This is a genomic window from Streptomyces sp. NBC_01520 (assembly GCF_045040375.1).
Taxonomy (GTDB): Bacteria; Actinomycetota; Actinomycetes; order Streptomycetales; family Streptomycetaceae; genus Streptomyces.
On the sequence record NZ_CP109404.1, the window covers coordinates 3,179,924 to 3,203,022 of the forward strand.

A 23,099-nucleotide genomic window follows, 5' to 3' on the forward strand; every position below is an offset into this window, starting at 1 on the left:
CGGCTTCCACTGAATGAACGGGCCGAGTGCGGCCGCCCCAGAGTTGGCGATCGGAACGGGTTGTGAACGCAGAAAAGCCCCGTGCCACAAGGGCACGGGGCTTTCCCGGAATAATTGTTCGGCGGCGTCCTACTCTCCCACAGGGTCCCCCCTGCAGTACCATCGGCGCTGAAAGGCTTAGCTTCCGGGTTCGGAATGTAACCGGGCGTTTCCCTAACGCAATGACCACCGAAACACTATGAAATTAACCAACACCGGACATAAACACAGCCGTTCGTTATTTCAGAACTAACACAGTGGACGCGAGCAACTGAGGACAAGCCCTCGGCCTATTAGTACCAGTCAGCTCCACCCGTTACCGGGCTTCCACATCTGGCCTATCAACCCAGTCGTCTACTGGGAGCCTTAACCACTCAAGGTGGTGGGAATACTCATCTCGAAGCAGGCTTCCCGCTTAGATGCTTTCAGCGGTTATCCTTTCCGAACGTAGCCAACCAGCCATGCCCTTGGCAGGACAACTGGCACACCAGAGGTTCGTCCGTCCCGGTCCTCTCGTACTAGGGACAGCCCTTCTCAATATTCCTACGCGCACAGCGGATAGGGACCGAACTGTCTCACGACGTTCTAAACCCAGCTCGCGTACCGCTTTAATGGGCGAACAGCCCAACCCTTGGGACCGACTCCAGCCCCAGGATGCGACGAGCCGACATCGAGGTGCCAAACCATCCCGTCGATATGGACTCTTGGGGAAGATCAGCCTGTTATCCCCGGGGTACCTTTTATCCGTTGAGCGACAGCGCTTCCACAAGCCACTGCCGGATCACTAGTCCCGACTTTCGTCCCTGCTCGACCCGTCGGTCTCACAGTCAAGCTCCCTTGTGCACTTACACTCAACACCTGATTGCCAACCAGGCTGAGGGAACCTTTGGGCGCCTCCGTTACTCTTTAGGAGGCAACCGCCCCAGTTAAACTACCCATCAGACACTGTCCCTGATCCGGATCACGGACCCAGGTTAGACATCCAGCACGACCAGAGTGGTATTTCAACGACGACTCCACAACCACTGGCGTGGCCGCTTCAAAGTCTCCCACCTATCCTACACAAGCCGAACCGAACACCAATATCAAACTATAGTAAAGGTCCCGGGGTCTTTCCGTCCTGCTGCGCGAAACGAGCATCTTTACTCGTAGTGCAATTTCACCGGGCCTATGGTTGAGACAGTCGAGAAGTCGTTACGCCATTCGTGCAGGTCGGAACTTACCCGACAAGGAATTTCGCTACCTTAGGATGGTTATAGTTACCACCGCCGTTTACTGGCGCTTAAGTTCTCAGCTTCGCACACCCGAAAGTGCACTAACCGGTCCCCTTAACGTTCCAGCACCGGGCAGGCGTCAGTCCGTATACATCGCCTTACGGCTTCGCACGGACCTGTGTTTTTAGTAAACAGTCGCTTCTCGCTGGTCTCTGCGGCCACCCCCAGCTCATGGAGTAAATCCAATCACCAGTGATGGCCCCCCTTCTCCCGAAGTTACGGGGGCATTTTGCCGAGTTCCTTAACCATAGTTCACCCGAACGCCTCGGTATTCTCTACCTGACTACCTGAGTCGGTTTAGGGTACGGGCCGCCATGAAACTCGCTAGAGGCTTTTCTCGACAGCATAGGATCATCCACTTCACCACAATCGGCTCGGCATCAGGTCTCAGCCTTAACGTGTGACGGATTTACCTACCACACGGCCTACACCCTTACCCCGGGAACTACCACCGCCCGGGCTGGACTACCTTCCTGCGTCACCCCATCGCTTACCTAATACAAGTCTGGTTCATCGGCTCCACCACTACCCTCAACTCCGAAGAGATCAGGCCGGCTTCACGGACTTAGCATCGCCTGATTCAGTATTGGGCGTTTCAAAGCGGGTACCGGAATATCAACCGGTTGTCCATCGACTACGCCTGTCGGCCTCGCCTTAGGTCCCGACTTACCCTGGGCAGATCAGCTTGACCCAGGAACCCTTAGTCAATCGGCGCACACGTTTCTCACGTGTGTATCGCTACTCATGCCTGCATTCTCACTCGTGAACCGTCCACAACTCGCTTCCGCGGCTGCTTCACCCGGCACACGACGCTCCCCTACCCATCCATACTCCCGTTGGGGATATGTGTACGAATGACACGACTTCGGCGGTACGCTTGAGCCCCGCTACATTGTCGGCGCGGAATCACTTGACCAGTGAGCTATTACGCACTCTTTCAAGGGTGGCTGCTTCTAAGCCAACCTCCTGGTTGTCTCTGCGACTCCACATCCTTTCCCACTTAGCGTACGCTTAGGGGCCTTAGTCGATGCTCTGGGCTGTTTCCCTCTCGACCATGGAGCTTATCCCCCACAGTCTCACTGCCGTGCTCTCACTTACCGGCATTCGGAGTTTGGCTAAGGTCAGTAACCCGGTAGGGCCCATCGCCTATCCAGTGCTCTACCTCCGGCAAGAAACACACGACGCTGCACCTAAATGCATTTCGGGGAGAACCAGCTATCACGGAGTTTGATTGGCCTTTCACCCCTAACCACAGGTCATCCCCCAGGTTTTCAACCCTGGTGGGTTCGGTCCTCCACGAAGTCTTACCTCCGCTTCAACCTGCCCATGGCTAGATCACTCCGCTTCGGGTCTAGAGCGTGCAACTCAATCGCCCTATTCGGACTCGCTTTCGCTACGGCTTCCCCACACGGGTTAACCTCGCTACACACCGCTAACTCGCAGGCTCATTCTTCAAAAGGCACGCAGTCACGACTGCATATGCAAGCACATACAGCGACGCTCCCACGGCTTGTAGGCACACGGTTTCAGGTACTATTTCACTCCGCTCCCGCGGTACTTTTCACCATTCCCTCACGGTACTATCCGCTATCGGTCACCAGGGAATATTTAGGCTTAGCGGGTGGTCCCGCCAGATTCACACGGGATTTCTCGGGCCCCGTGCTACTTGGGTGTCTCTCAAACGAGCCGTTGATGTTTCAGCTACGGGGGTCTTACCCTCTACGCCGGACCTTTCGCATGTCCTTCGCCTACACCAACGGTTTCTGACTCGTCTCACAGCCGGCAGACTATGAAAGAGAGATCCCACAACCCCGTATGCGCAACCCCTGCCGGGTATCACACACATACGGTTTGGCCTCATCCAGTTTCGCTCGCCACTACTCCCGGAATCACGGTTGTTTTCTCTTCCTGCGGGTACTGAGATGTTTCACTTCCCCGCGTTCCCTCCACACTGCCTATGTGTTCAGCAGCGGGTGACAGCCCATGACGACTGCCGGGTTTCCCCATTCGGAAACCCCCGGATCAAAGCTTGGTTGACAGCTCCCCGGGGACTATCGTGGCCTCCCACGTCCTTCATCGGTTCCTGGTGCCAAGGCATCCACCGTGCGCCCTTAAAAACTTGGCCACAGATGCTCGCGTCCACTGTGCAGTTCTCAAACAACGACCAGCCACCCATCACCCCACCCTTACAGGTGAGTGCACTGGGGCCGGCAACCGAAGATCCAGACTAAAAAAGCCCGCACCTTCAGATACCCAACAGCGTGCCCGACCCGACCGATCCCCTTCACTTTCCACGCCGAAGCAGTACTCACGAAAACAACCTGTCGTGCCGAATAGTCAACGTTCCACCCATGAGCAACCACCGTCGAACATTTGCCGACGTAATGGTCTCTGGACTCCTTGCGGAATCTAGATGCTCCTTAGAAAGGAGGTGATCCAGCCGCACCTTCCGGTACGGCTACCTTGTTACGACTTCGTCCCAATCGCCAGTCCCACCTTCGACAGCTCCCTCCCACAAGGGGTTGGGCCACCGGCTTCGGGTGTTACCGACTTTCGTGACGTGACGGGCGGTGTGTACAAGGCCCGGGAACGTATTCACCGCAGCAATGCTGATCTGCGATTACTAGCAACTCCGACTTCATGGGGTCGAGTTGCAGACCCCAATCCGAACTGAGACCGGCTTTTTGAGATTCGCTCCGCCTCGCGGCATCGCAGCTCATTGTACCGGCCATTGTAGCACGTGTGCAGCCCAAGACATAAGGGGCATGATGACTTGACGTCGTCCCCACCTTCCTCCGAGTTGACCCCGGCAGTCTCCTGTGAGTCCCCATCACCCCGAAGGGCATGCTGGCAACACAGAACAAGGGTTGCGCTCGTTGCGGGACTTAACCCAACATCTCACGACACGAGCTGACGACAGCCATGCACCACCTGTATACCGACCACAAGGGGGGCACCATCTCTGATGCTTTCCGGTATATGTCAAGCCTTGGTAAGGTTCTTCGCGTTGCGTCGAATTAAGCCACATGCTCCGCTGCTTGTGCGGGCCCCCGTCAATTCCTTTGAGTTTTAGCCTTGCGGCCGTACTCCCCAGGCGGGGAACTTAATGCGTTAGCTGCGGCACCGACGACGTGGAATGTCGCCAACACCTAGTTCCCAACGTTTACGGCGTGGACTACCAGGGTATCTAATCCTGTTCGCTCCCCACGCTTTCGCTCCTCAGCGTCAGTAATGGCCCAGAGATCCGCCTTCGCCACCGGTGTTCCTCCTGATATCTGCGCATTTCACCGCTACACCAGGAATTCCGATCTCCCCTACCACACTCTAGCTAGCCCGTATCGAATGCAGACTCGGGGTTAAGCCCCGAGCTTTCACATCCGACGCGACAAGCCGCCTACGAGCTCTTTACGCCCAATAATTCCGGACAACGCTTGCGCCCTACGTATTACCGCGGCTGCTGGCACGTAGTTAGCCGGCGCTTCTTCTGCAGGTACCGTCACTTTCGCTTCTTCCCTGCTGAAAGAGGTTTACAACCCGAAGGCCGTCATCCCTCACGCGGCGTCGCTGCATCAGGCTTTCGCCCATTGTGCAATATTCCCCACTGCTGCCTCCCGTAGGAGTCTGGGCCGTGTCTCAGTCCCAGTGTGGCCGGTCGCCCTCTCAGGCCGGCTACCCGTCGTCGCCTTGGTAGGCCATTACCCCACCAACAAGCTGATAGGCCGCGGGCTCATCCTTCACCGCCGGAGCTTTTAACTCCACCCCATGAGGGACAGAGTGTTATCCGGTATTAGACCCCGTTTCCAGGGCTTGTCCCAGAGTGAAGGGCAGATTGCCCACGTGTTACTCACCCGTTCGCCACTAATCCACCCCGAAAGGCTTCATCGTTCGACTTGCATGTGTTAAGCACGCCGCCAGCGTTCGTCCTGAGCCAGGATCAAACTCTCCGTGAATGTTTTCCCGTAATCGGGATCACAACACGAGAGCGGAACGACCAGATCGGAATAAGACCGGTCGTTCACAGCGTCCTCGCTATTGTTGCCTACCAGACCCGAAGGACCAGCAGGACTTTTCAAAGGAACCACCAACCTGCCGAAGCAGGCCGGGGTATCAACATATCTGGCGTTGACTTTTGGCACGCTGTTGAGTTCTCAAGGAACGGACGCTTCCTTCGGTCCCGTTTCACCGGGGCCCTCCGGGCGCTTCCCTTCGTTCTTGCGTTTCCGACTCTATCAGACTCTTTCGTGTCCGATTCCCGGTCGAAGCGGGTTTCGCTTTCCAGTTCTTCGCTTTCGCGTTTCCCTTTCCGGCGAGTCCGACTCTACCAGACTCTTTTCCGTTCCATTTCCGGTCCGAATTTGAATCCAGCGGCCTGCGGAGCGGCCTTTACCTTTCGGCTGACTCGACTTTATCAGAAGCATTTCGACCGAAGCTAATCGGCGTGTCTGCTCATTCAAAGAGAAGAATCGATCGGCTCTGCGAGGATCCCGTCCCCAGCAAGAGCGAAATAAACTCTAACTTTCGCACCCGAACCTGTCCAGTTCGCTGCAACCGTTAAAATATACCTCCCCACGCCGACTGTGTCAACAATTTTTGTGGGCGAGGGAGACACTAGCAGGTCAGCGGCCGTGGACGCACATCGGCCGTCACGCGGCGGAGGGGAGTTCCGCACTGCGCTCCGCGACATCGAGATCGCCTGTGTCGCCGGCCTTGGCGGCCCGCCCGCCGAGAACGTAGACGTAGGCGAGAAAGGCCAGCTCAGCCACGATGCCGATGGTGATCCGAGCCCAGGTGGGAAGGCCCGACGGGGTCACGAAGCCCTCAATGACACCGGAGACGAACAGGACCAGGGCCAGACCGATGGCCATGCCGAGAGCTGCTCGCCCTTGCTCGGCCAGGGCGGAGCGCCTGGTGCGCGGCCCCGGGTCGATGACCGTCCAGCCGAGGCGGAGTCCGGTGCCTGCTGCGACGAAGACGGCGGTGAGCTCCAGCAGACCGTGCGGAAGGACAAGGCCCAGGAACGTGTCCAGACGGCCGGCCGATGACATCAGGCCGATGCCGACACCGAGGTTGAACACGTTGAGGAGAAGGATCCAGATCACCGGCAGGCAGAGGAACGCGCCCAGCACCAGGCACATCGCTGCGGCTTGGGCGTTGTTCGTCCAGACCTGGGCGGCGAACGACGCGGCCGGGTGGCTGGAGTAGTAGGTCTCGTACTCCCCGCCGGGCCGGGTCAGGCTGCGCAGGTCCTCCGGGGCGGCGATCGCCGCCTGGACTTCCGGATGCGTGCCGATCCACCAGCCGATGACTGCCGCAAGCAGCGTGGAGAGCACCGCCGTGGGTATCCACCAGTGCCTCGATCGGTAGACGGCCGCGGGAAAGCCGGCGGTCAGGAAGCGTGCGGCATCGCGCCACGAAGCCCGGCGGGTCCCGGTCACGGTGGAACGGGCGCGGGCCACGAGCTGGGTGAGGCGCGCGGTCAGCAGAGGATCCGGTGCGCTGGACTGGATCAGGGACAGGTGCGTGGCCGTTCGCTGGTAGAGAGCGACGAGCTCATCCGCTTCCGCGCCGGTCAGACTCCGCCCTCGGTGCAGAAGGTGGTCCAGGCGGTCCCACTCGGTGCGGTGGGTGGTCACGAAGACATCGAGATCCATGGTCGGCTGCTGCTCCAGGCATGGGTGCGTACGGGTCCGTACTACGGCGGCGCGCTGCGGGCCAGCTTGGCAGACTGTGGGCCCGAGGGGCAGGGAAGGGCGGCGAAGGGTGGGCGACGATGAATGAGCTCGTGACCGGTGATGCGGTCGTACTGGGGTTGCAGCCGGCGAGGCTACCGAGCCGGGCGTTGGCGATCGCCATCGATCTTGCGGTGGTTTTGACAGTTTTTGTTCTGATATCGATCGGTCTGGCTGTGGCGACCGCGAGCCTCGACGAGGCGGCGAGTGCGGCGATCGCCGTCGCCACCTTCCTTCTTGTGCTGGTGGGCGGGCCCATCGCCGTCGAGACGCTCAGCCACGGCCGTTCGCTTGGGAAGCTGGCCTGTGGACTTCGCGTGGTGCGGGACGACGGCGGGCCGATCCGGTTCCGGCACGCGCTGGTGCGGGGATCGATGGGCGTGGTCGAGATCCTGGGGACGTTCGGCGTCGTCGCCTGTATCGCTTCCCTGGTATCGGCCAGGGGCCGACGACTCGGTGACGTGTTCGCGGGAACCCTCGTCGTACGGGAGCGGGTACCGACCGGGCGTGCCGTTGCCGTGCCGCTGCCTCCTCCCTGGCTGGTGGGACGATTCGCGCAGCTGGACCTGTCGGCGGTGCCGGACGATCTCTGGCTGGCGATACGCCAGTACCTGACCCGGATGCACCAGCTCGACGGCGCCGTGGGCTGGTCGATCGCCGAACGGCTGTCCGGAGACCTTGCCGCCCGTACGGGAGTTCCCGTACCGCAGGGCGTGCCCGCCGCCGCGTACCTGGCGGCTGTGGTGAACGAGCGGCAGGCGAGGGATGTGCGGCGGGTGACCGCTGCCGTCGGCCGGAACCACGCCGTGCAGACGCCGGCGTCCACGGGTCTCCAGGGAGGAACGTGGCCGGGCGCGGTTGGCCCCGGAGGGATGGTGGTGCCGGGCGGACCGTCCGGAACTGTGCCCGGAGGGATGCCCGCAGGCTCGCCCTGGGCGGTCCGGCCGGCCACGGACGTCGCGTCGAAGCCGTCGGCCGTCGCCCCCACGGCACCGGTGACCGCGCCGGTGTCCGATCCTCACCGGGCCGGTACGTCGCCGACGGGCCGGCCCGTGGGGCCGGGTGCCACCGGGTTCGCTCCGCCCGCCTAGTGCGCCGGGGGTGAGGGCGGTGATTCCAGGTGCTCCAGCTCGATGCCGGGAGCTGCCAGGACCACGTCCCCGGCCAGGTGGACCGCGTGCTGTTCCCCGGTGTCCAGCGCGTTGACCTGGTACTCGTCCACGATCAGGGGGCCGTTGTCAGTGGCGTGCGCTTCACTGTTCACCAGGGCCCAGGACTGGTCGACGGTTCGGGGCGCGAGAACCGGGTCCGTGAAGGTGACCAGACGGACGCGGGTCGCGGGGGAATCGGGGGTGAGGCGCAGGAGCCGGGCGGTGGCGACGAGGAAGGCGGGGGACGTGCCGGAGAAGGTGTGGGCGCGGACATTGCCCTCGGTGGCGTGAGCACCGGTCGGATCGGTCCGTACCCAGGTGACTCCGTCGAGGGCGGCGCCACGGATCTGCCAGCTCGAGGCGTGCAGTTCGAGGCGGATGGGGCGGCCGAGCTCGTCCAGGGCCAGGTCGACGGAGCCCAGGTGCGCGCCGGAGGGGGCCGTCGTCTGGGAGACGTAGCGCCAGCCGGAGGGGCCTGGGGCGCAGTGGAAGTGTTCTTCGCCGAGGGGGGTGTGGTCGTGGAGGTCGTGGAGCGAATAACGGCCGCGGGGCATGGGGTCCTTCGGGTTCCTCGGGCTGTGCGGTTGCGGTACGAGCGCAGGCCCCCGGCACGGGGGTGCGGGGGCCTGCGCTCGTACGTGCTGCTGCTGAGTCAGCGCCGGCCGGATGGCCGGCGGGCGGCTCAGTAGCGGTAGAGGTCGGACTTGTACGGGCCCTCGACCGGGACACCGATGTAGTCGGCCTGCTCCTGGCGCAGCGTCGTGAGCCTCACACCCAGCGCGTCGAGGTGGAGTCGGGCGACCTTCTCGTCCAGGTGCTTGGGCAGCACGTAGACATCGGTCGGGTACGCCTCGGGCTTCGTGAACAGCTCGATCTGGGCCAGGGTCTGGTCCGCGAACGAGTTGGACATGACGAACGAGGGGTGGCCGGTGGCGTTGCCCAGGTTCAGCAGACGGCCCTCCGACAGCACGATCAGGACCTTGCCGTCGGTGAACGTCCAGGTGTGGACCTGCGGCTTGACCTCGTCCTTGACGATGCCGTCGATCTTCGCCAGGCCGGCCATGTCGATCTCGTTGTCGAAGTGGCCGATGTTCCCGACGATGGCCTGGTGCTTCATCCGGGCCATGTCGCCGGCCATGATGATGTCCTTGTTGCCCGTCGTGGTGACGAAGATGTCGGCGGTCTCCACGACGTCGTCGAGCGTGGCGACCTGGTAGCCGTCCATCGCCGCCTGCAGCGCGCAGATCGGGTCGATCTCGGTGATGATCACTCGGGCACCCTGGCCGCGGAGGGACTCCGCACAACCCTTGCCCACGTCGCCGTAGCCGCAGACGACGGCGGTCTTGCCGCCGATCAGGACGTCGGTGGCGCGGTTGATGCCGTCGATCAGCGAGTGGCGGCAGCCGTACTTGTTGTCGAACTTCGACTTGGTGACAGCGTCGTTGACGTTGATCGCCGGGAACAGGAGGGTGCCGTCGCGGTGCATCTCGTACAGCCGGTGCACACCGGTCGTGGTCTCCTCGGTGACACCGCGGATCTCGGACGCGAGCTGCGTCCACTTCTGCGGGGACTCACCGAGGGTGCGGTTCAGCAGGGTGAGGATGTACGCGTACTCCTCGCTGTCCGCGGTCGACGGGTCCGGTGCGGCGCCCGCCTTCTCGAACTCGACGCCCTTGTGGACGAGGAGGGTCGCGTCACCACCGTCGTCGAGGATCATGTTCGGGCCACCGGTGGGGGTGTTGGGCCAGGTCAGAGCCTGCTCCGTGCACCACCAGTACTCCTCCAGGCTCTCGCCCTTCCAGGCGAAGACCGGGACGCCGGCGGGGGCGTCCGGGGTGCCGTTCGGGCCGACCGCGATGGCGGCGGCCGCGTGGTCCTGGGTGGAGAAGATGTTGCAGGAGGCCCAGCGAACCTCGGCGCCCAGGGCGACGAGGGTCTCGATGAGCACCGCGGTCTGCACCGTCATGTGCAGCGAGCCGGTGACACGCGCACCGGCCAGCGGCTGAGTGGCGGCGTACTCCTTGCGGATCGACATCAGGCCGGGCATCTCGTGCTCGGCGAGGGTGATCTCCTTGCGCCCGAAGGGGGCGAGGGAGAGGTCGGCGACCTTGAAGTCCTGGCGATTGGCGGCCGTCGTCATAACGGGCTGCTCCTCGTGATGGGTCGAGGGTGGGCTGGCTGGCTCTGCGGCGGCGCGGACACAGGAATGCCCGGGTCATCGCAGTGCAGTCCGTCGGAGGCCCTCTCTCCCTCGGCCGGCCCGCGCCTGCGAGCCGATCGACCGCCATCAGCAGCGACGTCTGGTACTGCGACGAATCTACACCGAACGGCCCAGTGGGCCCCAGCCCGTCCGGGCATCGGGGTCGCTCACAGGGCCGTTCGGGGCCGAAGCTCAGCGGGTCGGTGGCCGGATCCGGCCGGTGGGTCGGGCGAGGCCTGAGAGGTCGGCGAAGCCGGGTCCGAGGCGTCCCAGGAGCCGTGAAAGGCCCGCAGATTCGATCCAGGGAGTCCGTGGAACCCGAGGCACCCGCGACGCCCGTGGCATCCGTGGAACCCGAGGCGCCCGCGCTGCCGGCCCGCGGAACACGAGGCGCCCCTGACGCCCGTGCCCCCCGTAGGGCCCTAGGCGCCCGATGCCTCCGCGGACCCCGCAGACTCCGCAGACTCCGCGGACCCCGCGGACCCCGCGGACCCCGCGGACCCCGCAGACTCCGGGGACTCCGAAGCGCCGCCCGGGGTTCTGCCCGGGTTGGTGCCGGCCGCGGCCGCTTCCTCGTCGTAGATGTCGGGCTCCAGGTAGATGACCCGGGCGATCGGGACGGCCGTACGGATCCGGTCCTCCGCCGCGTTGATGGCGGCGGCGACCTCGGCGGCCGACTCGTCGCTCCGGACCGCGATCTTGGCGGCGACCAGCAGCTCCTCCGGGCCGAGGTGGAGCGTACGCATGTGGATGATGCGGGTGACGGTGTCCCCGTCGACCACCGCGCCCTTGATCTTCTCGACGTCGTCGACCCCGGCCGCCTCACCGAGCAGCAGCGACTTCGTCTCCGCGGCGAGGACGATCGCGATGACGATAAGCAGGATGCCGATGCAGAGGGTGCCGATGCCGTCCCACACGCCGTTGCCGGTGCCCAGGGCCAGGCTGACGCCTGCGAGAGCCAGGATCAGGCCGACGAGCGCACCGAGGTCCTCAAGCAGGACGACGGGCAGCTCGGGGGCCTTGGCGCGGCGGACGAACTGCGTCCAGGAGAGCTTGCCGCGGGTCAGGTTGGACTCCACGATCGCCGTACGGAAGGAGAAGCTCTCGGCGATGATCGCGAAGACCAGCACGCCGACCGGCCAGTACCAGGCCTCGATCTCGTGCGGGTGCTTGATCTTCTCGTAGCCCTCGTAGATCGCGAACATGCCACCGACCGAGAACAGCACGATGGAGACGAGGAACGCGTAGATGTAGCGCTCGCGTCCGTAGCCGAAGGGGTGCTGGGGGGTCGCCTCGCGCTGGGCCTTCTTGCCGCCGAGCAGCAGCAGGCCCTGGTTGCCGGAGTCCGCGAGCGAGTGGACGCTCTCCGCGAGCATCGACGACGAGCCACTGAAGAGGAACGCCACGAATTTGGCCACTGCGATGGCGAGGTTGGCGGCGAGTGCCGCCACGATCGCCTTGGTTCCGCCTGACGCGCTCATGGGTGCCTGGTGTCCCTTCGTCGGTGCTGCGGCACGGCGCCGCGGTACGGCCGGACATTGTTGCAGCCGTTGATGCGGACGGTACGTCAGACCACCACGGTGGAGCGGAAGAGTGTGCCCGTACCGGTCACTTCGACCGATTCGTCCGCCGGGACGAACACGGATTCGCCTGGTGCGAGGGTGATGTCCCCGGCCTGGGGAGCACCGGCCGTGCAGAGCAGGATCTGCGGGGTGGCCGCCGTCAGGTCGACGGGTGATCCGCCGGACGCCAGGACGTAGCGCGACAGCCGGAATTCGTCGACCGGCGTCTCGTACACCTCTTCGCCGGTGGGTGAGGCCTCGGGCCGCAGGATGCCGGGCTCGGTGGCCTCGAAGCGGACGATGCGCAGCAGCTCGGGTACGTCGACGTGCTTGGGGGTCAGCCCGCAGCGCAGCACGTTGTCGGAGTTGGCCATGATCTCGACGCCGAGACCCCCGAGGTAGGCGTGCGGGACGCCGGACCCGAGGAACATGGCCTCGCCGGGCTGCAGTTGTACGTAGTTCAGCAGCATGGCCGCGATGACGCCAGGGTCGCCGGGGTAGTGGTGGGCGATCCGCGCGTACGGGGCGTGGGCGCCGCCGAGACGTTCGGCGGCCTCGGCCGCCTCGTCGACCGTGTGGGCCGTCTCGGCCGGGTCGGCGGAGAGGATCGCCGTGAGGACCTCGCGCAGCGCAGCCTCTTCGGGGCGGGCGCGGAGCAGGTCCACGTACGGCTTCAGGGAGTCGACGCCGAGGGCGGCTATCGCGTCGGCCGCCTCGGCGGGCCTGCGGAAGCCGCACAGGCCGTCGAAGGGGGTGAGGGCGCAGATCAGCTCGGGTTTGTGGTTGGCGTCCTTGTACGTGCGCCGGGGCGCGTCGATCGGGACGCCCCTGCGCTCCTCGTCCGTGTACCCCTGCTGTGCCTGGGCGAGGTCGGGGTGGACCTGGAGGGAGAGCGGGGCGCCTGCCGCGAGGAGCTTGAGCAGGAAGGGAAGGCGGGGGCCGAAGGTGCGTACGGCCGCCGGGCCCAGCTCGCGTTCGGGGTCCGCCGCGATGACGTCGGTGAGGGACCGCTCGGCGGCGGCCTCGGTACCCGCCCGCCCCGCGACAGCCTCCGTACCGGCCTGCCCCGCGGCGGCCCCGGTGCCTCCGGTGGCCGGCGCTGTGGGGCGGGTGAGGCGGGAAGGGGCTCCCGGGTGGGCTCCCATCCACATCTCGGCCTGCGGTTCGCCCGTGGGGGCGACGCCGAGCAGTTCGGGGATGGCCGTGGTGGAGCCCCAGGCGTAGGGGCGCACGGTGTTGGAGAGCCGGTCCATGGAAGTTCGTCCTCGTGGGATGCGCGGGGCGGTGTGCCGGACAGGGAAACAGGCTGAGGGAACGGGGAGGGAAACGGCGCGGAAAGCCCCGTCGTCACGCCCGGTTGTCGGCGGCCAGGGAGAGGTAGACGGCGGCGAAGTCGGTGACCGCGAGGAGCTCGGCGAGTGCTTCGAGTTCGCTGCCCTCCTCGGGTTCGAGTTCGCTGATGGCCGTGTCGTGGCTGAGGGCCAGTTCGCGGGCGGCCGGCCCCGCGGTGAGGCCGCCGGTGGGCCGGTCGCGGAGCAGGACGACGCGGGCCCGCATCGCTTCGGGCTCGTCCACCCGGTCGCGGAAGAAGGCGTCGGGGTCGGCCGCCGCGGCGAACGCCCCGGCGAGCAGCGTCCCGTGGGAGGGCAGCGCCTCGGGGAGCTCCTTGACGAGGGCGGGACGGCCGGCGAGCTCCGCCAGTACGGCGGCGAACCGGCGTCCGACCGGACCGGCCACGTCGCCCTCCGTCCAGACGAGGGGCAGGCTGTCGGCGAGTTCCGCGGCGAGGGTCTTGGCCGGGTTGCTGTAGGTGGCGATGACCGGACCGCAGCGTTCGGCGGTGCGGTCGAGCCGGTCGGCGACCTTCGCCAACGCCTCGGGGGGCGCGTCGACCATGCCCATCCGGTCCAGCAGGGCCAGCAGCGGGGTGAGCAGCGCCCAGAGCGTGCCGGGGCCCGCGGCCGAGGTCTCGGCGTCGTACTCCCCGTGCGGGGCGGCGGCCATCGGTACGACGAGTCCGTGGACGCCGTCGACGGCCTCGCGCAGCGGCGACCTGACGGGGGCGACGGCGACGACCGTGCAGCCGCGGCGGTAGGCCTGCCCGGCGAGCAGGGCCAGGCCGGGCTCCGACCCGTCGGCCGTGGCGATGAGCAGCAGGTCGACGGATCCGGCCCATCCGGGCAGCATCCAGCGGAGGGCTCCGGCGGCTGCCGCGACTCCGGTGGGGCGGATCGGGACGACGGGCGAGGCGGCGCCCGCGAGGGCGCCGATCAGGTCGGCGACGCCGGACGCGGCGGTACCGGGCCCCGCGACCAGCACGGCACGGGGCCGGCCCTCGGGGGTCAGGCCGCCGATGCCCGCCTCGGCGGCGTGCCGGGCGGCGGTACGTACGCGGGCCCCGGCCTCGGCGGCGCCGCGGAGCAGACCGCGCCGGTCGGCTCGGGCCAGGGCTTCCGGGGCGTCGAGCAACGACTCGTCGAGCATGGCGGTGGGCCTCCGATCACCGTGCTGATCAGGTGCGGGATGCGGGGTGCGTGCGTCCCGAGGTCATGCGGGGCGGCGGGCCTCGTCGACGAGCAGCACCGGGATGCCGTCCCGTACCGGGTAGGCCAGACCGCAGTCCGTGCCGGTGCAGACCAGCTCGGGGCTTTCGGCCGCGGACCGGTCGTCGAGCCCTGCGTGGCAGGCCGGGCAGGCGAGGATCTCCAGGAGGCCGGCTTCGAGCGGCATGGGGTGGGTCCCTTCGAGCATGCGGTCAGGATCGGTGCGGGCCGGTTCGGGTCCGCGGAGCTGGGGCGTCGTCAGCCTACCGCCGGGCCGACAGGGGCGCGGCCCGGCAGGCCCCGCCCGGCCGTGCATGTGCCGGTCCCCCTGGTGCGCGGCGGGTACGGGCCGCGCGGTACGCGGTGGGGACAGGCGGTGTGTGCCAGGGGTGCCCCAGTACCCCCAGGCGCAGGGGGTGCCACCAGTACCTAGGCGCGGACCACGGCCAGGACCTCGTCCCGTACCGCCTCCATCGTCTTCTCGTCGCGGGCCTCGACGTTCAGGCGCAGCAACGGCTCGGTGTTGGAGGGGCGGAGGTTGAACCACCAGTCCTCGCCGGTCGCCGTGAGTCCGTCGAGCTCGTCGAGGGTGATGTCGTCGCGGCTCCCGTAGGCCGCCCTGATCGCCGCGAGCCGGTCCGCCTGGTCGGCGACGGTGGAATTGATCTCCCCGGAGCCCGCGTAGCGGTCGTAGCGGTCGACGAGTCCGGAGAGCGGGCCCTCCTGCCCGCCGAGCGCCGCCAGGACGTGCAGGGCGGCGAGCATGCCGGTGTCGGCGTTCCAGAAGTCCCGGAAGTAGTAGTGCGCGGAGTGCTCGCCGCCGAAGATCGCGCCGTGCTCGGCCATCTCCGCCTTGATGAAGGAGTGGCCGACCCGGGTGCGGACGGGGCTTCCGCCGTTCTCCCGGACGACCTCGGGGACCGACCAGGAAGTGATCAGGTTGTGGATGACGGTGCCCTTGCCGCCGTTGCGGGCGAGCTCGCGGGCGGCGACCAGGGCCGTGATCGCGGACGGTGACACGCCCGCGCCCCGCTCGTCCACGACGAAGCAACGGTCCGCGTCGCCGTCGAAGGCGAGGCCGAGGTCGGCCCCCTCGGCGATGACGCGGGCCTGGAGATCGACGATGTTCTTCGGGTCGAGGGGGTTGGCCTCGTGGTTCGGGAAGGTGCCGTCCAGCTCGAAGTACAGGGGTACGAGGTCGAGCGGGAGGCCGGCGAAGACGGTGGGGACGGTGTGGCCGCCCATGCCGTTGCCCGCGTCCACGACGACCTTGAGGGGGCGGATCCCGGAGAGGTCGACGAGGCCCAGCAGGTGCGCGGCGTAGTCGGTGAGGGTGTCCCGTTCGCTGACCGTGCCGGGTGTGGTGGCGGTCGTGGCCGGTGCGCCGTGCTCGGACCACTGCTCGGCCAGGGTGCGGATCTCGGAGAGTCCGGTGTCCTGGCCGACGGGCGCCGCTCCGGCGCGGCACATCTTGATGCCGTTGTACCGGGCCGGGTTGTGCGACGCCGTGAACATCGCCCCGGGCAGGTCCAGCGCCCCGGAGGCGTAGTACAGCTGGTCCGTCGAGCAGAGCCCGATCAGCGTCACGTCGGCACCGCGGGCCGTCGCACCCCGGGCGAAGGCCCTGGACAGGCCGGGCGAGGAGGGCCGCATGTCGTGGCCGACGACGATCGCGTCCGCGTCGGTGACCTGGACGAAGGCGGCGCCGAACAGTTCGGCGAGCGGCTCGTCCCACTGGTCGGGCACGACTCCACGCACGTCGTACGCCTTTACGAGCTGCGACAGGTCAGCAACCACGGCCGGTCCTCCTGGGATCTCTGCGGACCGCCCAAACTACCGGGCGTGCGCACACCGCCCGTCGGTGGAGCGTTCACCCCAGGGGGCGCCGGTCAGGAGGGCAGCGGTCAGGGAGGCGCCGGTCAGGAGTCCGGGGAGCGCAGCACCCGCAGGTGGACGCGGCGTGCGACCTCCACCGGGTCCGCGGCGCGCGGTCCCCGGCCAGGGGTGCCGGGTCCCCGGTCGTGCGGCCGGGCCGCTTCGCGCACGGCGTTGGCGAGCGCTTCGAGGTCGTCACCGCTGGGACGTGTGGGAGCCGAGGGGTCGGAGAGCCGGACGACCTCCCAGCCTCGTGGCGCGGTGAGGCGCTCACCGTGCTCGGCGCAGAGGTCGTAGCAGTGGGGCTCGGCATAGGTGGCGAGCGGGCCGAGGACCGCGGTCGAGTCGGCATAGACGTACGTCAGTGTCGCGACGGCGGGACGGCCGCACGCGGTTCGCGAACAGCGACGTACAGGGCTCACGATGTTGGACGGTACCGCACTCTTGAGCGGGCTGCGACGACCCTCCCTCAGGTCACCCCCTCGTGTCGCCCCGTGGCCCCTGGCCGAAGGGGTTCTCCCGCAGTTGTCCTGACCTGCGCGGCAGCCGTGCCGCGCTCCTTGGTCGGGCCTCCGTACCGGTCTCCCGGGGGACCACACACAGTCGTCCGACGGAGCATCAACGGTCGGAGCGGGGCCTGAACCGGACTCGTCCATGGCCGGAATGTTCACGTGCGGACATCAGGCCGACCTGCGGAGGAGCCGTGATCGGGGCGGCCGGAGGAGCGTTACGCTGCGTCGGTGATGGACAGTCCCGTACCGCCGCCCCACCCGTCCGAGCCGCAGCCCCGCCGTCGCGACCGCCACGGCCGCGGCATGCGCGGGCCGGTCGCCCCGCCCCAGGTGCCGCTGTCGGTCAGCAGGGCGGAGAACTTCCGCGATCTGGTCCAGGACTCGGTGGAGCGACTGGAACGGCGCTGGCCGCAGCTGGCGGAGGTCGACTTCCTGGTCCTCGACGTGCCGAGGTCCCCGGAGGAGACCGTGCCGCTGGGCAGTGCGGTGTCCGCCGTGAAGGGACAGCCCGCGCAGATCGTCGTCTACCGGCGCCCCGTCGAGATCCGCACCAAGAGCCGCGACGAGCGCGCCCTGCTGGTGCACGAGGTCGTGGTGGAGCAGGTCGCGGAACTGCTGGGCCTGTCACCCGAGTCGGTCGACCCGCGCTACGGCCAGGACTGAGCGGCGCACGCCGCGGGCGGACCGGACGGCCCGGCCGCCCACGGCGCGGCGGGCCTCAGTCGTCCAGGACGGAGAGGTCCTGCTCCGCCACGGGCACCTCGACCGTGCCGCCGTCGTCGGGCAGCGTCTGGACGGTGAACATCTCGATGCCGCCCTCGGTGACCGTGAGTGTGCGGGCCGCGTGGACGGGGCCGCCCGACTGCGTCTTCACCGTCAGCGCGTAACCGCCCTTGAGCCCGGACGGGACCTCGGGGGTGACCTCCAGCGTCGTACCGCCCTTGACGGTGTACGTCTTGACGGTCTTCTCACCGCCCTCGCTGCCCGCGGACGCGGTCACCTCGACCTTGGCCGTGCTGCCCGGCGCGGTCAGGGAGAGGACCGAGCCCTTCGCCCGGTTGTCGGCCACGCTCGCCCGGTCGCCCACCGGCGCGGTCGCGGGGATGTACGCGATCTCCTGCTTGTCGCCCTTGCCGCGCACCACGCGCAGCGCGGCGACGACCGGCGTGCCCTCGCCCTCGACCGGGGACAGCCGGATCGAGCCGGGCTCCCCGCGGGTGACGTTCTTGAGGTCGACGCTCGCGGTCATCTGCGACTTGATGTGCAGGGTGTCGTTGCCGGCCGGTGAGAACGTCGCGTTCTTCCCCATGAGCTGGACCTTCACGTCGGCGTCGTCCTCACCGGGTGCGAAGGCCACCAGCTGTACGGACGTGGCGTCGGCCGGGATGCCGGGCAGGACCAGGGTCTGCGCCGGGTCGGCGGACACGGTCAGCCAGTCGCTGCCCGCGTCGTTCTCGGCGACCCGGACGACCGCCCCGACGCGTCCCGTCCGGGTGGTGACGTGGACGGTCACGTCGTCGACTGCCTCGGTGGTCAGGGTCGAGATCAGCAGCGCGACGCTCGACCTGGCCGGCACCGTGATCCCCTCGCCGGTGTCCGACGCGAGGGCACCCTCGGGACCGAACAGCTCGATGTCCGCGACCGCCGCCGTGTCGTCGGGGTTGGTGAGATGGACGTAGTCCTGCCGCGTCGCCGCCGTGCCGGCGCCCGGGAACCAGAAGTCCGTGTCCGGGGCCGTGCAGCTGACACCGAGGAGGCCGCGGGCCTCGCCCGCCGCGGTCGTGGTGGTCTGCTGGGCCGTCCAGCCCGGGGCCAGCCGGCCGGTGGCGGTACCGATGAGTGCCGGGGCGTCGGACTTGGAGGTGTCGGCCGTGGCCGGCTTCCCGGCGTCCTTGAGCGTGATGACGGGCTTGTCGGCCGCCGGCTTCTTCTCCTCCTCCTTCTCGTCGTCCTTGTCCTTGTCGGCCGCCGCGTCGTCCTCGTCCGACGGGAGCGGCACGGACGGCTTCAGCTCGGCGGTACCGGCGTCACCGCCGCTCTCCCCCGCCGGGGTGAAGGACGTGTACGTCGTGTCCGCCAGGTCGGAGCTGCTGGGCGCCGGGCAGAGCAGGCTGGTGCGCTCGACGGGGAGCCGGGCCGCGGCCTTCGCCTCCGGTGCCTCCCCGTCGCCGGGCGCGGTGAGCGCGGCGAATCCGGTGACGGCGGCGAGGGCGACTGCGCCCGCGATGAGGGACAGGGGGGTGGACTTCACTCGGACTCGCCTCGCGATGCGTTGCCGGTCGGCCACGGGCCCTGGCCCGGGGCTGTGTTCTCTTCGTGCCCGTCGTACGGGGCGGCTTCGCCCGTCCCGGGGGCGTAGGGCTGCTGCTGGGGGTAGCCGTACGGGTCGTAGGCGCCCTGCTGCTGGTAGGGGTCGTGCTGGTACGGGTCGGCCTGGTGGTACTGGCCGTCCTGGTATTGCCCGGCGTCCTGGCCGTCCTGGTACTGCCCGGCGTCCTGGCCGCCCTGGTACTGCCCGTAGCCGGCGCCCTGGTACTGCTGCGCGTCCCACTCCCCGTAGTTCTGCTGCGGGACCGCCGCGTAGGTGCCGGTGCCTTCCTGGTCGTCCGGGGCCGCCGCGTACGGTTCGCTGTCCTGCTGGGCCGGGATGTACCCGCCCGGCACAGCCGCCGGTTCGGGGACGTCCGGGGTGGGAGGAGTGCCGTCCTGGCCACCGGAGGGGGGCGCGTACCCGGCCTCCTGGCCGTCCTCCCCCGCCGTCACCGCCTCCGCCTGGGCCGCCGCGCGCAGCCTGCGCGCACGGCGTCCCTCGCCGGCCACCGGCTCGGCCGGAACCGTCTCGGGCTCCTCGGGCAGGTCGTCGTCGATCTCCCGGCGGCGGCCCGGCAGGGCCATGACCACCAGGACGACTCCGAGGGCCATCTGCGTCCAGATCCACGCGGTGTGCGTGACCGGGGTGTCGTACGTGAGGTCCAGCGTGCCGCCCTCGGCGGGGAGCGTGAAGCCCTGCGCCCAGCCGTCCACGGTCTTCGGCGTCAGCGCCTTGCCGTTCAGCGTGGCCTGCCAGCGCGGGTCCGCGCCGTCGGCGATCCGCAGCACCCGGCCCGATCCGCCCTCCGGGATCTTCGTGTGCGCCTCGACGGGCAGCGAGCCGACGGGCACGGGCTCGGCGCTCTCGCCGGACGGCACGATCATGAGGCGCGAGACCTGCCGGTCGACGCGCCACAGGGCGCTGCCGTCCAGCTGGCTGAGCCGGCTGAGACCGGGCGTCGAGTCGAGCACCCTGCTCATCTGCCGCGGTGCCCCGTCCCGTACGAGGACGTAGCGGATCGCGAAACCGCTCAGCTGGCTTCCCTGGTCGGCGCCGGAGCCGGCGACCAGGTTGCCGACGACCTTGTCGAGGTGGGCGTTGCTGCCGCCCGCCTCGGTGAGCTCGGCGTCGCCGAGGCGGGCACCCGAGCCGCGGACCAGGCTGTACGAGACGGCGGCCGGTGAGGAACCGCCGAGTACCAGGGTGCGCGGCTGGTCCCGGGTGACGCTCTCCTCCGCGACGAAGGCGGGTACCTGCACCGCGTCGCGGCGCTCCAGCGGTCCGGCCGCGCCGCCGATCATCCAGCCGGCGGCGGCCAGCGCGGGCGCGGCAGCGGCGGCCAGGGCGATCAGTGCGGCGACCGGCTGGCGCCAGCCGAAGCTGAGCGCGGTGACCCGCACCCGGGCGCCGTCGGCGCCGAGCACGGCGGCGCCGATCAGCGCGATGCCGTAGACGAGGGTGGCGGGGCCCGCCCAGGTGGAGCCGTTGGAGAGACCCGCGAAGAACAGGCCGACGAGCGCGGCGGCCCAGGCCGCACGGATCGCGAACTGCCGCTCCCCGCGCAGCAGTGCTGCCAGCGCCGCCAGCACGATGCCCAGCAGCAGGACGCCACCCGCCGCCTTGGGACCGCCGGGGCTGATGCCGAGCAGGTCGAGCGCGGTCGCCGTACCCGTACCGGTGTCCAGGCCGGCCTCCTTCAGGAAGCCGGACGGGTTGGTCAGCAGGGACAGCGACCAGGGTGCGAGGACCAGCATCGGGGTGCCCACGGTGGCCAGGAAGCGCAGTCCGTACGCGACGATGTCGCCCCGGCGCAGCACCAGCACTCCGATGCCGAGGACCACGGCGAGCGGCCAGACGATCGGGGTGAACGCCGTCGTGAAGGTGAGCAGCAGGGTGTACGCCCAGGTCGCGCGCCAGGTGCCGCGCGCGCCGTCGCTGCCACCGCGCATCCCGTGCGCGGCGACGGCCGCGCGGGCGATCGGCGGGAGCAGGACGGCCAGCACGGCGGTGCCGAGGCGGCCGGTGGCCAGCGCTCCGGTCGCGGCGGGCAGGAAGGCGTACGCGACGCTCGCCCAGGCCCGCAGGAGCCGCGACTCGATGAGGGGCCGGGAGGCGAAGTAGGCGGTGAGCCCGGCGAGCGGGACCGAGCAGACCAGCAGCACGGTGAGGGCCAGGCCCGTGGAGCCGAGGAACAGCGCCGACAGCGCGGCGATCACGCCGAGGTAGGGCGGCGCGGTCTGGGTGCCACCGGTACCGACCGGATGCCAGCCGTCCGCGTAGCGTCCCCAGAGGTCGGAGACGTCGGCGGGCGCGGGCAGCAGCGCGCCGCCCGCGAGTGCGCCGCCGCCGAGGAGGCTGCGGCAGGCGACCAGGGAGACGAGGAGCAGGAGCGCGAAGAGGACCGGGCCGGGCTTGCGGCCGATCCGCTTGAGCCGTGCGAACTGTTCGATCTCCAGGAAGTCGGCGTCGTCACCGCCGGGTCCGGACTCGACGACTCCATGGCGGGAGCCGCCGGAGTCGGAGTCGGTGCGGTTGCCGAAGTTGCCCGCGATCTGTTCGACGGTCGCGCGGACGGTGGCGCCCGGCGGCGGGAAGAGGGAGCGCAGCTCGGCGGCGTCCACGGCTCCCTTGCCCCGTGCGCGGCGCCCGGCGATGATCCTGCCCGGGCGCAGCAGGGTGCCGAGGAGCCCGGCGACCTCGTCGAGCGCCTGCCCGGGGACCTTGCCGACGAGATAGGCGAGGGTGCGGAGCAGGGTGCCGAGGACGAGACGGACCAGGGCCCAGGGCAGCTGCTTGCCGCGGGCGTTGACGAGCATCGTGTAGACGGCGCCCGCCTTGTCGACGCGGTGCGGGCTGGAGACTGAGCGTCCTGCGCAGTCGATGGGACGGCGTTCCCTGGCGGAGGCCTCGGCATGCCGCAGGACCGCGTCGGGCGCGACGAGGACCCGGTGGCCGGCCATGTGGGCGCGCCAGCAGAGGTCGACGTCGTCACGCATCAGCGGGAGTCTGCGGTCGAAGCCGCCGAGCTCCTCCCAGATGTCGCGGCGGATGAGCATGCCCGCGGAGGAGACGGAGAGCACCGTACGGACCTGGTCGTGCTGGCCCTGGTCCTGTTCGCGCCGGTCGAGACCGGTCCAGCGGCGTCCGCTGTTCGCGATGGAGACGCCGACCTCGAGTAGCTGCTTGCGGTCGTACCAGCCGCGCAGTTTCGGTCCCACGATCGCGGCGTGCTTGTCGTTGTCGACGACGCGCAGCATCTCGGCGAGCGCGTCCGGCTCGGGTGCGCTGTCGTCGTGCAGCAGCCAGAGCCACTGGACGGGTTCGCCGTGCGGGAGTTCCGGCAGGTCGTACGCGTCGTCACGCCAGGTCCGGGTGGCCGGGTCCCAGCCGCTCGGGCGCTTCAGGTACGGCAGGTCGTCGGGGCCGAGGACGCCGGCTGTGCGGATCGCCTCGTCGACGGCGCTGCCGAAGTTCGTACGGCGCGCGAGGTGCAGCACGCGCTCGCCGCCGAGCGCCTCGGTGACCAGGCGCGCGGAGTCGTCGGCGCTGCCCGTGTCGGCGGCGACGACGTTCTGTACGGGGCGTTCCTGCCCGAGCAGACCGGCGAGCACATCGGGCAGCCAGCGTGCGCCGTCGTGGGAGACGAGCACGGCGGTGACGACGTGCCGGGGGAACTCAGGGGCGGCGGCGGCCGCGTTCGGCGCCGCCGAGTGGCTGTGCACGGACATCGAGGTACGGGCCCTCCGGCCGGGTCCGGAGGGGGCGTCCCCCCGGGGGCTGCATCGGTGTACACGCGCGCCCCGGCGGGGCGTTGGCGCGTCTCTCGGACGGGGCCCCACACTAACGGTACGGATGTGCGCCCCGCGCCGAGCGGTTGAACGGCGGGAGGCGAAGGCATCCGGA

The 23,099-nt window shown here is 68.4% G+C and carries 13 protein-coding genes and 3 rRNA genes; 2 read left to right on the top strand and 14 right to left on the bottom strand.

Features of this window, described 5'->3' with window-relative positions; all coding sequences use genetic code 11:
* Window positions 1-116: 116 nt before the first annotated feature.
* The 4 genes from rrf to OG524_RS14360 form a co-directional block, all read right to left on the bottom strand.
* Window positions 117-233: ribosomal RNA gene (gene rrf, locus OG524_RS14345) — 5S ribosomal RNA — on the bottom strand.
* Window positions 234-312: 79 nt separating this feature from the next.
* Window positions 313-3,438 (bottom strand): 23S ribosomal RNA (locus tag OG524_RS14350).
* Between the two features lie 299 nt (window positions 3,439-3,737).
* Window positions 3,738-5,263 (bottom strand): 16S ribosomal RNA (locus OG524_RS14355).
* Together the 16S, 23S and 5S rRNA genes form the textbook arrangement of a ribosomal RNA operon.
* Window positions 5,264-5,956: 693 nt before the next feature.
* Complete coding sequence (locus OG524_RS14360; RefSeq protein WP_405810515.1) at window positions 5,957-6,964, bottom strand: stage II sporulation protein M; 1,008 nt, start codon at window positions 6,962-6,964, stop codon at window positions 5,957-5,959.
* A 119-nt stretch (window positions 6,965-7,083) separates the two neighbouring features.
* On the opposite strand from OG524_RS14360, the gene OG524_RS14365 reads away from it, so the two are divergent.
* A complete protein-coding gene (locus tag OG524_RS14365) occupies window positions 7,084-8,133 on the top strand; it encodes an RDD family protein (protein WP_405390425.1) in 1,050 nt (349 codons plus the stop codon).
* On the opposite strand, the gene OG524_RS14370 is transcribed toward OG524_RS14365, so the two are convergent.
* The 8 genes from OG524_RS14370 to OG524_RS14405 form a co-directional block, all read right to left on the bottom strand.
* On the bottom strand, window positions 8,130-8,747 hold the full coding sequence (locus tag OG524_RS14370) for a hypothetical protein (RefSeq protein ID WP_405390424.1): 618 nt from the start codon (window positions 8,745-8,747) through the stop codon (window positions 8,130-8,132). The genes OG524_RS14365 and OG524_RS14370 overlap by 4 nt on opposite strands.
* A 128-nt stretch (window positions 8,748-8,875) precedes the next feature.
* Window positions 8,876-10,333, bottom strand: a complete 1,458-nt coding sequence (gene ahcY, locus OG524_RS14375) for an adenosylhomocysteinase (protein ID WP_405390423.1) — start codon at window positions 10,331-10,333, stop codon at window positions 8,876-8,878.
* A 482-nt stretch (window positions 10,334-10,815) separates the two neighbouring features.
* Window positions 10,816-11,874: a cation diffusion facilitator family transporter gene (locus tag OG524_RS14380; RefSeq protein WP_405810518.1), complete on the bottom strand. Its 1,059-nt coding sequence runs from the start codon at window positions 11,872-11,874 to the stop codon at window positions 10,816-10,818.
* An 86-nt stretch (window positions 11,875-11,960) separates the two neighbouring features.
* The gene (manA, locus tag OG524_RS14385; protein WP_405390421.1) at window positions 11,961-13,208 is read right to left on the bottom strand and encodes a mannose-6-phosphate isomerase, class I; all 1,248 of its coding nucleotides are present in this window, start codon (window positions 13,206-13,208) and stop codon (window positions 11,961-11,963) included.
* Between the two features lie 94 nt (window positions 13,209-13,302).
* The gene (locus OG524_RS14390) at window positions 13,303-14,439 is read right to left on the bottom strand and encodes an SIS domain-containing protein (RefSeq protein WP_405810520.1); all 1,137 of its coding nucleotides are present in this window, start codon (window positions 14,437-14,439) and stop codon (window positions 13,303-13,305) included.
* Window positions 14,440-14,502: 63 nt separating this feature from the next.
* Window positions 14,503-14,685: a Trm112 family protein gene (locus OG524_RS14395; protein WP_015577430.1), complete on the bottom strand. Its 183-nt coding sequence runs from the start codon at window positions 14,683-14,685 to the stop codon at window positions 14,503-14,505.
* A gap of 242 nt (window positions 14,686-14,927) precedes the next feature.
* The gene (locus OG524_RS14400) at window positions 14,928-16,295 is read right to left on the bottom strand and encodes a phosphomannomutase/phosphoglucomutase (RefSeq protein WP_405390419.1); all 1,368 of its coding nucleotides are present in this window, start codon (window positions 16,293-16,295) and stop codon (window positions 14,928-14,930) included.
* Window positions 16,296-16,417: 122 nt separating this feature from the next.
* Entirely contained in the window at window positions 16,418-16,795 is a 378-nt protein-coding gene (locus OG524_RS14405) for a DUF3499 domain-containing protein (protein ID WP_405390418.1), read from the bottom strand.
* 321 nt (window positions 16,796-17,116) lie between these two features.
* Here OG524_RS14405 and OG524_RS14410 point away from each other — a divergent pair, with 321 nt between their 5' ends.
* Window positions 17,117-17,548 (top strand): metallopeptidase family protein, encoded by a 432-nt coding sequence (locus OG524_RS14410; RefSeq protein ID WP_405393198.1) that lies wholly within the window; start codon window positions 17,117-17,119, stop codon window positions 17,546-17,548.
* A gap of 55 nt (window positions 17,549-17,603) precedes the next feature.
* Here the strand turns inward: OG524_RS14410 and OG524_RS14415 are convergent, their stop codons facing one another.
* On the bottom strand, window positions 17,604-19,136 hold the full coding sequence (locus tag OG524_RS14415) for a DUF5719 family protein (RefSeq protein WP_405810523.1): 1,533 nt from the start codon (window positions 19,134-19,136) through the stop codon (window positions 17,604-17,606).
* Window positions 19,133-22,924, bottom strand: coding sequence for a glycosyltransferase (locus tag OG524_RS14420; RefSeq protein WP_405390416.1), 3,792 nt, complete (start codon window positions 22,922-22,924; stop codon window positions 19,133-19,135). The genes OG524_RS14415 and OG524_RS14420 overlap by 4 nt, the downstream gene beginning before the upstream one ends.
* Window positions 22,925-23,099: the final 175 nt, after the last annotated feature.